Origin of the sequence: Streptomyces sp. NPDC058371 (assembly GCF_042723265.1) — a bacterium.
Taxonomy (GTDB): Bacteria; Actinomycetota; Actinomycetes; order Streptomycetales; family Streptomycetaceae; genus Streptomyces.
In genome coordinates this window covers 94,833-107,506 of sequence record NZ_JBHXJC010000003.1, presented here as the reverse complement: position 1 = coordinate 107,506, position 12,674 = coordinate 94,833, and the positions used below count along the sequence as shown (strand labels likewise).

11 protein-coding genes are annotated in these 12,674 nt (G+C 71.5%); 6 read left to right on the top strand and 5 right to left on the bottom strand.

Annotated features, from left to right (window positions below):
- Nucleotides 1-252 precede the first annotated feature (252 nt).
- Nucleotides 253-861 carry a DJ-1/PfpI family protein gene (locus tag ACFWM2_RS12075; protein ID WP_383276847.1) on the top strand — a complete coding sequence of 203 codons (609 nt, stop codon included), beginning with the start codon at nt 253-255 and terminating at the stop codon, nt 859-861.
- Nucleotides 862-955: 94 nt separating this feature from the next.
- Here ACFWM2_RS12075 and ACFWM2_RS12070 read toward each other — a convergent pair whose 3' ends face one another.
- A complete protein-coding gene (locus ACFWM2_RS12070; protein WP_383276844.1) occupies nt 956-1,717 on the bottom strand; it encodes a phosphoglyceromutase in 762 nt (253 codons plus the stop codon).
- 175 nt (nt 1,718-1,892) lie between these two features.
- Between ACFWM2_RS12070 and ACFWM2_RS12065 the strand changes: the two genes are divergently transcribed.
- Nucleotides 1,893-3,149: an MDR family MFS transporter gene (locus ACFWM2_RS12065; RefSeq protein WP_383276841.1), complete on the top strand. Its 1,257-nt coding sequence runs from the start codon at nt 1,893-1,895 to the stop codon at nt 3,147-3,149.
- A gap of 87 nt (nt 3,150-3,236) precedes the next feature.
- Here ACFWM2_RS12065 and ACFWM2_RS12060 read toward each other — a convergent pair whose 3' ends face one another.
- Nucleotides 3,237-3,767 (bottom strand): DUF2000 family protein, encoded by a 531-nt coding sequence (locus ACFWM2_RS12060; RefSeq protein WP_383276838.1) that lies wholly within the window; start codon nt 3,765-3,767, stop codon nt 3,237-3,239.
- Between ACFWM2_RS12060 and ACFWM2_RS12055 the strand changes: the two genes are divergently transcribed.
- Complete coding sequence (locus ACFWM2_RS12055; RefSeq protein ID WP_383276835.1) at nt 3,766-4,563, top strand: AraC family transcriptional regulator; 798 nt, start codon at nt 3,766-3,768, stop codon at nt 4,561-4,563. The genes ACFWM2_RS12060 and ACFWM2_RS12055 overlap by 2 nt on opposite strands.
- On the opposite strand, the gene ACFWM2_RS12050 is transcribed toward ACFWM2_RS12055, so the two are convergent.
- The 3 genes from ACFWM2_RS12050 to mshA all read right to left on the bottom strand — a co-directional run bounded on the left by ACFWM2_RS12050 (nt 4,542) and on the right by mshA (nt 8,411).
- Nucleotides 4,542-6,260 carry a glycosyl hydrolase family 28-related protein gene (locus ACFWM2_RS12050; protein ID WP_383276832.1) on the bottom strand — a complete coding sequence of 573 codons (1,719 nt, stop codon included), beginning with the start codon at nt 6,258-6,260 and terminating at the stop codon, nt 4,542-4,544. The genes ACFWM2_RS12055 and ACFWM2_RS12050 overlap by 22 nt on opposite strands.
- Nucleotides 6,261-6,378: 118 nt before the next feature.
- A complete protein-coding gene (locus ACFWM2_RS12045; protein WP_383276829.1) occupies nt 6,379-6,870 on the bottom strand; it encodes a YbjN domain-containing protein in 492 nt (163 codons plus the stop codon).
- 203 nt (nt 6,871-7,073) lie between these two features.
- Nucleotides 7,074-8,411 carry a D-inositol-3-phosphate glycosyltransferase gene (gene mshA, locus ACFWM2_RS12040; RefSeq protein WP_383276826.1) on the bottom strand — a complete coding sequence of 446 codons (1,338 nt, stop codon included), beginning with the start codon at nt 8,409-8,411 and terminating at the stop codon, nt 7,074-7,076.
- Between the two features lie 461 nt (nt 8,412-8,872).
- On the opposite strand from mshA, the gene ACFWM2_RS12035 reads away from it, so the two are divergent.
- The 3 genes from ACFWM2_RS12035 to ACFWM2_RS12025 all read left to right on the top strand — a co-directional run bounded on the left by ACFWM2_RS12035 (nt 8,873) and on the right by ACFWM2_RS12025 (nt 12,633).
- On the top strand, nt 8,873-9,715 hold the full coding sequence (locus tag ACFWM2_RS12035) for a class I SAM-dependent methyltransferase (protein ID WP_383276823.1): 843 nt from the start codon (nt 8,873-8,875) through the stop codon (nt 9,713-9,715).
- 236 nt (nt 9,716-9,951) lie between these two features.
- A complete protein-coding gene (locus ACFWM2_RS12030) occupies nt 9,952-11,034 on the top strand; it encodes an NlpC/P60 family protein (protein WP_383276820.1) in 1,083 nt (360 codons plus the stop codon).
- A 279-nt stretch (nt 11,035-11,313) separates the two neighbouring features.
- Entirely contained in the window at nt 11,314-12,633 is a 1,320-nt protein-coding gene (locus ACFWM2_RS12025) for a PP2C family protein-serine/threonine phosphatase (RefSeq protein ID WP_383276817.1), read from the top strand.
- Nucleotides 12,634-12,674 lie beyond the last annotated feature (41 nt).

The following is a 12,674-nucleotide window of genomic DNA, read 5'->3' as shown; positions in this document are numbered from 1 at the left end:
AAGACTTCCTTTGCTTGGGTGTTGCAGGGTCGTCAACAGCCATGGACCGAGCGCGTCACACGCAAACCTGCCCGCACCCATCCAGCGCAACGGTCTCCGGTGCCCCGCCAAGTGGCCCATCGCAAGCCGGACCACGCTTCTCTTCTACGTGCCACCACACCGACAGATGAGGCACCGATTGCCGATTGGCCTGCGACCTGGGAACCGCGCCCTGAGACACTGCACTCGAGTGCCGTGCCGTGAGGAGATGGCATGCAGGTAGCCGTGGTCACCTTTGACGGATTCAACGAGCTCGACAGCTTCATCGCCTCCGCGCTGATCAACCGGTGCCGGAAGGACGGCTTGGAGGCCTTCATCACGACTCCGACGCCGGTGGTCACGTCCATGAACGGCGTCGACGTGACCGGACAGCGCCCCATGGAGTTCGTGACCGAGGCCGACGTCGTGCTGATCGGCAGCGGGGTGAAGGCGCGCGAGGTGGTCGCCGACGACGAGCTGATCTCCAGGCTGGCGCTCGATCCTTCGCGACAGCTCATCGGTGCGCAGTGCTCCGGCGCGCTGGTGCTCGCCCGGCTCGGGTTGCTGGACGGCATGCCTGTGTGCACGGACATGAAGAGCCGACCGTTTGTGGAAGCTCGCAACGTCACCGTGCTGGACGCGCCGTTCCACGCCGAGGGGAACATCGCTACGGCGGGCGGTTGCCTGGCGTCCCAGTATCTCGCCACGTGGGTGATCACCAGGACGCTCGGGGAGGACGCCGCGCGCGACGTCATCGGCTACGTGGCTCCGGTCGGCGAAGAGCAGGAGACGGTCGAGCGCGCCCTGCGCGCCGTCCACGCGGGCGAGGTCGTACTGCGCTGAGGGCCCGCGCGTCTGGCCCGGAAACGGGCCCAGGCCCACCAAAAAGCCCCCCACCCGCGGAGAATCCGCAGGCAGGGGGCTTGATCAGTCGGGCCTACTTCTTCTTGCCCTGGTTCTTGACCGCCTCGATGGCCGCCGCCGCGGCGTCCGGGTCGAGGTAGGTGCCGCCGGGGTTGAGCGGCTTGAAGTCGGCGTCGAGTTCGTAGGAGAGGGGGATGCCCGTGGGGATGTTCAGGCCCGCGATGTCGGCGTCCGAGATGCCGTCGAGGTGCTTGACGAGGGCGCGGAGGCTGTTGCCGTGGGCGGCGACGAGGACCGTGCGGCCGGTGAGGAGGTCGGGCACGATGCCGTCGTACCAGTACGGAAGCATGCGGTTGACGACGTCCTTCAGGCACTCCGTGCGAGGACGCAGCTCCGGCGGGATGGTCGCGTAGCGCGGGTCGTCGGACTGCGAGAACTCCGTGCCGTCGGCGAGGGGCGGCGGCGGAGTGTCGTACGAGCGGCGCCACAGCATGAACTGCTCCTCGCCGAACTCGGCGAGCGTCTGCGCCTTGTCCTTGCCCTGGAGCGCGCCGTAGTGCCGCTCGTTCAGGCGCCAGGAGCGGTGGACCGGGATCCAGTGGCGGTCGGCGGCCTCCAGCGAGAGCTGGGCCGTGCGGATCGCGCGCTTCTGGAGCGAGGTGTGGACCACGTCGGGCAGCAGGCCGGCGTCCTTGAGCAGCTCACCGCCGCGTACTGCCTCCTTCTCGCCCTTCTCGTTGAGGTTGACGTCCACCCAGCCGGTGAACAGGTTCTTCGCGTTCCATTCGCTCTCGCCGTGGCGGAGGAGGATCAGCTTGTACGGTGCGTCGGCCATGCCTTCGAGCGTAATGGAACGGGCGGAGCCCTCGCGCGCCCGGTCGGCAGGCGGACACACGAACCCCACCACGCCGGTCGGTTGACGGCTTCTGTTAATTGACTGGCCGCCCGGGACCCGCCACTCGTAAGTTGTGCTCTTCGTCTGAGCCACTTACACCCGTGGGGGAACACCGATGCCGCTCGCCGTCATGAGACGCGCTGCCCGAGAGACCGTCTCGGGACTCCCCCGCGAGTTCTGGTGGCTGTGGACCAGCACCCTCGTCAACCGCCTCGGCGCCTTCGTCGCCACGTTCATGGCGCTCTATCTGACGCTGGACCGCGGCTACTCCGCCTCGTACGCGGGTCTCGTCGCCTCCCTGCACGGCCTCGGCGGGGTGATCTCCTCGCTCGGCGCGGGCGTGATGACGGACCGGCTCGGCCGGCGGCCCACGCTGCTCATCGCGCAGACGTCGACGGCCGCCTCCGTCGCGCTGCTCGGCTTCATGCACGACCCCGTGGCGATCGCCGGGGTCGCCTTCCTGGTCGGCATGGCGTCGAACGCCTCCCGGCCCGCCGTGCAGGCGATGATGGCCGACATCGTCCGGCCCGAGGACCGGGTCCGGGCCTTCTCCCTCAACTACTGGGCCATCAACCTGGGCTTCGCGATCTCCTCGGCGGGCGCCGGCTTCATCGCCGAGTTCAGCTACCTCGCCGGCTTCCTCATCGAGGCGGGCATGACCCTCGTCTGCGCCCTCGTCGTCTTCGCCAAGCTGCCCGAGTCCCGGCCGGCGCCCACGGCCAAGACCGCCGCCGAACCGGCCGCCGGCCTCGGCGCGGTACTGCGCGACGGCCGCTTCATGAGCGTCGTCGGGCTGTCCTTCCTCGTGGCCCTCGTCTTCCAGCAGGGCTCGGTGGGGCTCCCGGTGGCGATGGGCGCGGCCGGCTTCACACCGGCGGACTACGGCATGGCGATCGCGGTCAACGGTGTGCTCATCGTCGTCCTGCAGATCCCGGTCACCCGTTACATCGAGCACCGGGACCCGCGGCGCCTGCTCGTGATCTCGTCCCTCCTCGCGGGATACGGCTTCGGACTCACCGCGTTCGCCGGTTCGGTCGGCATGTTCGCCCTCACGGTGTGCGTGTGGACGCTGGCCGAGATCGTCAACGCGCCCACGCAGACCGGGCTGGTCGTCCGCCTCTCGCCCGTCCACGGCCGCGGCCGCTATCAGGGCATGTACACGATGTCCTGGGCCGTCGCCTCCCTCGTCGCTCCCCTGATGTCCGGTTTCGTGATCGACCGGTTCGGCGCGGAGTGGCTGTGGGGGCTGTGCGCGGTGGTGGGCACGGCGGCGGCCGTGGGGTACGGGGCCCTGATGCGGCGCCTCCCGGTGGACGAACCGGCCGTCGCCGCGCCGTCCGGCGCCGCCCGGCAGGAGGTCGGCGCGGTCTGACCCCGCGCGTCAAGACCGAGTGGCGCAGCATGTCCCTCGGCTGGTTCGACGGCCGGCGCTCGGAGCGGCGGTGCGGTGCCAGGCGCCTCACCGGTGCATCCGCGCCCCCTTCATCACCTTGTCCACCCCGTTGCGCGGCCCGTACACCGCGAGTCCGACCAGGTCGAGCTCCGCGGTCGGGACGGCCCGGACGGCGGCCCGGTTGTCGCGGTCGTTGCCCGTGGCGAACAGGTCGGAGGTGAAGACCGCTCGCGGCAGCGCCCGGCCGAGGGCGCGGGTGTGCGCGGCGGTCAGGGTCTCCTTCGAGCCCTCGAAGACCAGCACCGGCTGGCGGAACATCGGCAGATACGCGGTGTCGTCCGCGTCGGCGTACGGCTCCCCGATCACCTCGGGGAGCACCGTCCCGAGGCCGCTGACGAGAAACGCGGTCACGTTGAGGCGCTGCCACGGCTCCAGGTCGTCGCGGAGCAGCACGGCGATCTTGCTGTCGAAACGGACGGGCCCGGTGTCGACGGGACCCTCCGAGGTCTCGGGGCGCGCAGGGCCCTCGGGGTTGTCGGTGCTCATGCCTTGAGACTGCCGACCGTCGTACGACCTGGTCTTGTACGTTTCTTGCATGGTGGCCCAGCGCGAGATCTCCGCGTGGCGCCCGCGGATCCCGGGCGTCGTGGAGGTGTTCCACGCCTACTACACCGAGTACGCGTACCCGATGCACGTGCACGACGCGTGGACGCTGCTGATCGTCGACGCCGGCGCCGTGCGGTACGACCTCGACCGGCACGAGCACGGCACCCCGCACGACACGGTCTCCCTGCTCCCGCCGCACGTTCCGCACAACGGTTCACCGGTCGGCGCGGACGGTTTCCGCAAGCGCGTCCTGTACCTCGACCTGAGCCGCCTCGACGAGAGCCTCATCGGGGCGGCGGTGGACACGCCCGACCTGACCGACCCCGTACTGCGCACGCGCGTCGGACAGCTGCACACGGCCCTCGCGCAACCGGGCGACGAGCTGGAGGCGGCGAGCAGGCTGACGCTGATCGGCGAACGGCTGCGCGATCATCTCGGCCCCGGGCCGGCCGTCGGCCCCCTGCGCGCCGACCGCCCGCTCGCCCATCGCCTGCGCGAACTCCTCGACGAGCGTCTCGTCGAGGGCGTGGCCCTGGACGAGGCCGCACGGCTCGTGCACGCCCATCCCGCCCACCTGGTACGGGCGTTCAGCGGAGCGTTCGGGATCGCGCCGCACCAGTACCTGATGTCCCGCCGTGTCGATCGCGCCCGCCGGCTCCTGCTCGAAGGCGCGAAGCCGGCCGAGGTGGCGACGGCGGCGGGCTTCTACGACCAGTCCCATCTCACGCGCCACTTCAAGCGGTTGGTGGGGGTCTCCCCCGGCCGCTACCGCTCCAGCTCGCGCTGAGCGTCGTACAGATTCCGCGGCCGTACGACGTCCGTGGTGCCGTACAGCTCCAGGCGGGAGTTGAGGGCTCCGGTGAAGTCGGGTACGTCGATCTGGTCGAACTCGGTGACTTCGTTGACGCCGACCGTGGCGCTGTAGGGCGCGAGGCCGTCGATCTTCATCAGGCCCGCGCGGCCGTTGGTGACGCGGATGTTCCAGTGGGTGAAGCGGGCGCCGAAGAGGGGTCCTGCGATGGCGTCCCCGCCGTGGCGGCCGTCGTTGTGGACGGTGATGTCGGTGCGGACGTTCGCGAAGGGCAGCCCCCGGTGGGAGTCGAACGTGCCCATCGCCATCTCGCCGCGCGACCAGACGTTGTAGGAGGAGAGGCCCTCCACGTTGATGCCGTGCAGCTGCGTTCCGGCGGGGGCCGGGACGGTGCGCTGCTCGATCGTGAAGTCCTCGATGAGGTTGTCGTGCGAGCCCTCGCGGCAGAAGTACGGGTGGTGGGAGCCGCGCCCCGCGACCGTCGTACGGCGCAGGGTGCAGGCGGAGGCGGCGACGAGGCCGAAGCCGTTGTCCACGTGCCGCACGACGATGTCGTCGGCCCAGCAGTCGTACGCGCACTGGAACGTGACGCCGTTGTAGCCCTTGTCGAGGAGGTGCGGGGACTGCGGGGTCTCGACCGCCTCCAGGGTGAGGCCCTCGACGCCCGAGCCGGTCAGCGCCTTGACGTGGGTGGTCAGGCGCGGGTCCCATTCGGGGCGTACGTCGAGCGGGAGCGGGCGCTCGAAGGTCACCTTCTTGCCCTGCACGCGCGCGATGCGCACCGGCCACTCGTAGGGGACGTAGCTGGTCAGCTTGGTCTTGTCGTCCCAGGAGTAGGCCTCGGGGCCCGGGCCGCCGCCCGACATGTGCTCCAGCAGCGTGTGGCCGGCGTCGTCGGCGAGGCGGAGCAGGACGAGCTGACCGGCCCTCAGCTCCGAGGCGTCGGCGACCGTCACCGACCAGGAGCCGCGGGTCGCGGGCGCGACGGTCGTCAGCGTCTCCCACTCGTCCCGCTTGTTGCCGGTCCAGCCCTCGAAGGGCCACGCCCTGGCCTTGACGGCGGTGACGAGCGAGTCCCAACGGGCCGTCGGCGCCAGCCAGATGAGGCCGCCGGCCCAGGACCAGGACGACTTGTCCCCGCCGTAGCGGGAGCCGTAGACGCCGATCAGCTCGGTGAGGTTCCTGGTCGCGTACAGCTTGGTACGGCCGCTGCCTGCGCCGCGCAGCACGACGTTGTCGTACCCGATGTGGATCAGGTCGTCGATGCGGAAGGTGCCGGGCGGGATGAGCACCGTGCCACCGCCGGCCCTTCCGGCGGCAGCGATGGCACGGTTGATCGCGGGTGCACAGTCCGTCGTGCCGTCGGCCTTGGCTCCGTAGGCGCGGACATCGGCCACGACGGGGCGGCGGGGGAGGTGCGCCGCCCCGGCGCGGTAGCCGGACCTGCCGATGTACGGGATCTGCGGGTGGGTGAAGGTGTCACGGGTGAACTCCCGCCAGATGGCGGGGACTTGACCCGGCTGACCGGCTGCCGTGGCGGTCGTCGGACCGTCGGCGGCCGTCGCCGATCCACCGGTCGCGGCCACGGCCGCCACCGCGATGGCGCTGCCGAGCAGCCCGCGCCGGGTGATGCCCGTGTGCCCGCTGCCGATATCGGCGTACCCGTTGCCCATACCCGCCCCACTTTCCAAGGATGTGAACGACGTTCATATGTGCGTCGGCGGCGAGCATGCCACGGAGATCCCGGCCGGGGAAGAGGTCGAACAGCAACTGACAGGTAAGCGGGGAGGGTCAGTTGGCGGGACGCTGGGTCAGATGGCTGAACGCGTCCAGATTGCGGGTCGACTCACCGCGGGACACCCGCCACGCGTACTCCTTGCGGATCGCGGACGCGAAACCGAGCTCCAGCAGGGTGTTGAACGAACCGTCGGCGGCTTCCAGGACCGAGCCGAGCAGACGGTCGATCTCGTCGGGCGTGACCGCCGCCAGCGGCAGCTTGCCGACCAGGTACACGTCCCCGAGCCGGTCGACCGCGTAACCGACCCCGTAGAGCTTGAGGTTGCGCTCCAGGAGCCAGCGGTGGACCGCTTCCGCGTTCTCGTCGGGGTGCCTGATCACGAAGGCGTTCAGCGAGAGCGAGTGCTTGCCGACGATCAGCGAGACGGTCGTCGAGAGCTTGCGGGTGCCGGGCAGTTTCACGACGTACGAGCCCGTCTCGGGGCTCTCCCACTCCAGCTCGGCCTCGGTGAGAACCTGCTCGATGATCGACACTGCGTCAGCCATGGAGCGAGCGTACGTCAGGGCGGGAGGCGTGCCTGTGCCGACCGGGACGGCGGGGTCGGCCGTGGTGCTCGACGGGAGCGGCCGACCGTGGCGCACCCGGTGGCGCGCCCAGCCGTGGCGCACCCGGTGGCGCGCCCAGCCGTGGCGCACCCGGCGGCGCGCCCAGCCGTGGCACGCGCAGCCGTGACCCACGAAGGGCACCGTCAGCCGTGGTGTGCGCGCTCCCGCCTGCGGTGGTCGTGCATCGCCGCGGTGTACACGTCCGCCGTGGCGGCGGCCGCCGTGTCCCAGCCGAAGCCCTGCGCGTGCCGCGCCGCGGCCCCGCCCATCCGGCGGGACAGCTCCGCGTCGTCGGCGAAATCACGCAGCACGCGCGCGTAGGCGGCGGGGTCGTGTCCCTGCACCAGGAAGCCGGTCTCCCCGTCGCGCACGGCCACCGGGAGGCCGCCGACCGAGGCCGCGAGCACCGGCGTGCCGGCCGCCTGCGCCTCGATGGCCACCAGCCCGAAGGACTCGCTGTACGACGGCATGACCAGCACGGACGCGGCCCGGAACCAGTCGGCGAGCTGCTCCTGGCCGACGGGCGGCCGGAAGCGCACGACGTCGGCGATGCCGAGCCGGGCGGCGAGCTTCTGCAGCCCCTCGGGCTTGGCGAGGCCGCTGCCGCTGGGACCGCCCACTACCGGGACGAGGATCTTCGAGCGCAGCTCGGGCCGCTCGTCCAGCAGCACGGCCACGGAACGCAGCAGCACGTCAGGGGCCTTGAGCGGCTGTATGCGGCCCGCGAAGAGCGGGATCAGGGCGTCCTGTGGGAGCCCGAGGCGGGCGCGGGCGGCGGCGCGGCCGTCGGCGGGGCGGAAGCGGTCCAGGTTGACGCCCGGGTGGACGACGGCGACCTTGCGGGCCTCGGCCTCGTAGTGGCGGACGAGCTCGTCGGCCTCTTCGGCGGTGTTGGCGATGAGGCGGTCGGCGGCGCGCACGATCTGGGTCTCGCCGATGACGCGGGCGGCGGGCTCGGGGGTGTCGTCCTCGGCCAGCGCCGCGTTCTTGACCTTGGCCATGGTGTGCATCGCGTGCACCAGGGGGGTGCCCCAGCGTTCGGCGGCGAGCCAGCCGACGTGGCCGGAGAGCCAGTAGTGGGAGTGCACGAGGTCGTAGTAGCCGGGCCGGTGGCCGGCCCAGGCCTGCATGACACCGTGCGTGAAGGCGCACAGCTGGGCGGGCAGGTCTTCCTTTGCGAGGCCCTCGTAGGGGCCCGCGTCGACGTGCCGTACGAGCACGCCCGGGGCGAGCTCGACGGTGGGCGGCAGGGCGCCGGTCGTCGCGCGCGTGAAGATCTCGACCTCGATGTTGATCGCGGCGAGGCGCTGGGCGAGCTCGACGATGTAGACGTTCATGCCGCCGGCGTCGCCCGTGCCGGGCTGGTGCAGCGGTGACGTGTGCACCGAGAGCATCGCGACGCGACGCGGCCTGCGGTGCAGCCTGAGCCTTGAGGACGCCGCCGGAGAGCGACGCCCGAGCCTGCTGACGTACTGGCTCACGTGGCGTTCCTCCTTGCTGCGGGCATGCCGTCAGGAGGGTGCAGGGCGCCCTCCAAGAAGGGGAACGCCGGAGCAGTCTGCTCCATTTCCTCTTTGCCGAATCATTGCCGTCGATCGCTCAACCGTTCGACGTCTGGGTGCATACGCGGTCGCTGTCCACAGCCGCCGCTCGCTGCCCCGGTCCGTACGCGACTGTTGTCCACAGCCGCGCCTCGCTGCCACGGTCCGTACACGGCCAGCGTCCACACCCGCGCCTCGCTGCCACGGTCCGTACACGGCCAGCGTCCACAACCGCGCCTCGCTGCCACGGTCCGTACACGGCCAGCGTCCACACCCGCGCCTCGCTGCCACGGTTCGTACGCGGTCATCGTCCACAGCCGCGCCTCGCTGCCGCGGGTGCGCGCGCGGCCGTTGTCCACAGCCTCGCCGGGCGGCCGCCCCCTCCGCATACCCTCGCAGTCATGACAGCCCGCGCCCTCCCCCACTCTCGGCCTCGCTCGGCCGGAAGGACTCCCGTCGTGGGAACGGTGACGCGCGGGACCACGAACCCCAACCGTCTGCGCCGCATGGACCGCTGGATCGCCGCGGTGCACGGCGCCGAACTGCGCCGCGCCACCGACCCGGTGGCGGTCGACCTCGGTTACGGGGCCGCGCCCTGGACGCCGGTCGAGCTGCTGGAGCGGCTGCGCACCGTCGCTCCGCACACGCGCGTGGTCGGTGTGGAGATCGACCCGGCCCGTGTCGCGGCGGCCCGCCCCTACGAGCGCGAGGGGCTGGTCTTCCGGCACGGCGGCTTCGAGGTGCCCGTACCCGGCCGCCCGTTGCTCATCCGGGCGGCCAACGTGCTGCGGCAGTACGACGAGGAGCAGGTCGCCGCGGTCTGGGAGCGGCTGTGCGCGCGCCTCGCGCCGGCCACCGTCGGGTCGTCCGGAGGGCTGCTCGTCGAGGGCACGTGCGACGAGATCGGCCGCCGCCATGTGTGGGTCGCCCTGGGCCCCGAAGGACCGTGCTCGGTCACCTTCGCCACCCGACTCGGCTCACTGGACCGCCCGTCCGACCTCGCCGAGCGGCTGCCGAAGGCCCTGATCCACCGCAATGTCCCGGGCGAACCGGTGCACGCCTTCCTGCGGGACTTCGACCGCGCGTGGGCGGCCGCCGCGCCCTACGCCTCGTACGGCGCCCGGCAGCGCTGGATACGGACGGTCCGCGCCCTGGCGTCCGACTGGCCGGTGACGGACGGGCCGTCGCGCTGGCGACAGGGCGAAGTGACGCTGCGCTGGGCGGCGTTGGCGCCGAGGGTCTGATCGATCCGGCTGCCGCGGGGCCCGTGACCTGCGGGGAACGATCTCCGTGCGTTGTTCGTCACACAGGCGGGGAGATCGTCTTGGGGACGGCGTGAAGTGGGGAAGGGGAACGCGACGGCGGGACGTGGGCCGGAGGAGGGGACTTCTTGCCCGCCTCTGTCGTATTGCGCGCCGACATGGCACGATCCCCCAGGCGCTCGTAAGTTACTGACGGTAAATCAGGTGGGGGCGACGTAATGGGATGCGGTAAGCGGAGCCTGACCACGGCGGCTGTGGCCCTGGTCTGCGCGATCACCGTGCTGGGCGCACCGGGCATGGCGTATGCGGCCCCCGCGAATCCCACGCCCACCCCGACACCGCCCGCCGCCCCGACCACCAAGTCCGGCAAGGACCTCGAAGCCGTCCGCGAGAAGCTGGACAAGCTCTACCACGACGCCGCGGTCGCCACGGACGCGTACAACGCGGCCGAGGAGAAGACCGGGAAGCAGTCGACGCAGATCGTCGAGCTGGCCAAGGCGATCGTCAAGGGCCAGGCGAAGCTGGACAGCCTGCAGGACCGCGCGGGCGCCGCGGCACGCGCGCAGTACCGCGGCGGCGGGCTGCCTCCCGAGGCACAGCTGTGGCTGAGCGACAGCCCGCAGGAGTATCTCGACGGCGCGGGCCGGGTCCGTCAGGGCGAGCACGGCACCAAGGGCCTGCTCGCCGAGATGAAGCGCACCCAGCAGGACTTGGCGCAGTACACGAAGGACGCCTCCGCGCAGTGGGAGCGGCTGGAGGCCAACCGCAAGACCAGGGCTGCCGCCAAGAAGAAGATCAAGCAGCGGATCGCCGCCGCCGAGAAGCTGGAATCGCAGCTGGAGAAGGACGAGAAGAAGCGGCTGGCGAAGCTGGAGGAGGACACCGCGTACCAGGCACAGACGGCCTGGCTGAGCTCCGGCGTCCTCGACGAGATCAACAGCAAGGCGTCCGCCCAGGGCAAGAAGGCCGTTCAGTACGCGACGGCGCAGGTCGGCCGGCCGTACGTATGGGGCGCCGAGGGCCCGAAGTCGTTCGACTGCTCGGGGCTGACGTCCCAGGCCTGGGCCTCCGCGGGGCACCCGATTCCGCGCACCTCGCAGCAGCAGTGGCAGCAGCTCGAGCGCGTGGACATCAAGGACATGCGCCCCGGCGACCTCGTCATCTACTTCGGCGACGCCAGCCACGTCGGGATGTACATCGGCGACGGCGCCATCGTCCACGCCCCCCGCCCGGGCCGCACGGTGACGATCACGGGCGCCGGCTCCATGCCGATCCTGGGCGTCGTACGACCCGACAAGTGACGCATACCGGCACGGAATCCGTGCCGACTGCCGTACGACGTGACGGACCGCACGTGGGATGAGTCACGTCCGCCCGGGCGGACAACCCCCGGGACGTGACCTTCGTCATCCTGGCCGGGGCGACGCCATGCCCAATTGCGGTACGGGATGCGGCATATGACGTTGGCCGTTTGCCGCACACCATTCCATTGCGGCGCCGGCTACCGCTATGGTCCCCGTCGGTGGGTCGAGGACCTTCGCCCCACCACGCCCTCGGGGGGAGGGAAGGAACCCAAGACGATGCCCGTACCCGTACCGCGGCAGAGAGCGATCCCGGCCGCGGAAAGTGGTCAGGCTCGAGCCGCGTCCTCAACCGGTGCCCTGTCCGGCGCCCTGTCTTCAGGCGGATCGGCCCTGGGCGCCACGGCCCCTGCCGACAACGCCGCCACCCATCTCACCCTGCTGGTCATCGAGGACGACCCGGCCGGTTCGCTCCCTGTGCCCGAAATGCTGGACGCCGCGGGCAAGCCGATCCGCATCCGTACCGCGCGCAACCTCACCGAGGCCGAGCGGCTGCTCACCGACGACGTCCACTGCATTCTCCTCGACCTCACGCTGCCGGCTCCGGGCCGGGCAGCCGACGGGGACGACGAGCTGGGCACCCTCAAGCACGTGCTGCGGCTCGCGCCCCGGCACGCCGTCCTCGCGCTCACCGGCTCCGGCGACGCCGAGCGCGGCGCGGAAGCGGTGCGCGTCGGCGCCCAGGACTATCTCCTGCGCGACGAACTCGACGGACGGCTGCTGAGCCGCGCGATCCGGTACGCGGTCGAGCGGAAACGTTCCGACACGGCTGAGCGACGGCTGACCGAGTCCCGGATGCGCGCCCAGGAGAACGCCCGCCTCGAACGCGGACTGCTGCCCACTCCCCTGCTTCAGGGCTCCCCGCTGCGCTTCGCCGCCCGCTACCGCCCGGGCCGCTCCCGCGCGCTGCTCGGCGGCGACTTCTACGACACCGTCCGCACGCCCGACGGCACCGTGCACGCCATGATCGGCGACGTCTGCGGGCACGGCCCGGACGAGGCGGCGCTCGGGGTGGAGCTGCGGATCGCCTGGCGCGCGCTGACGCTCGCGGGTCTGTGCGGGGACGAGCTGCTCTCGACGCTTCAGCAGGTGCTGGAGCACGAGCGGGACAACGACGAGATCTTCGCGACGCTCTGCACGGTGGACATCGCGCCGGACGGCCGCCGGGCCGGGCTGTGCCTGGCCGGCCACCCGGCGCCGCTGATCGCCCGCCCGGGGCGTCCCGCCGAGCTGCTGCCGTACCAGTACAACGGCCCCGCGCTCGGCCTGCTGCCGCAGGCCCGCTGGCCGCGCATGCAGGTGGAGCTGGGCGCCGTATGGAGCCTGATGCTCTACACCGACGGCCTGATCGAGGGCCGCATCGGCCCCGGCAAGGAGCGGCTCGGCCAGGACGGCATGGTGGAGCTGGTCCGCCGTCGGCTCGCCGAGGGCCTGGAGGGCGAGGAGCTCCTGCAGGCGACGGTGAGCGAGGTCCGGGACCTCAACGGGGGCGAGCTCACGGATGACGTGGCGGTGCTGCTGCTGGACCGGGGGCGGTAGGCGGGTCGCCGCGGGCAGCGTTGACGCCCGCTGTCGTACGG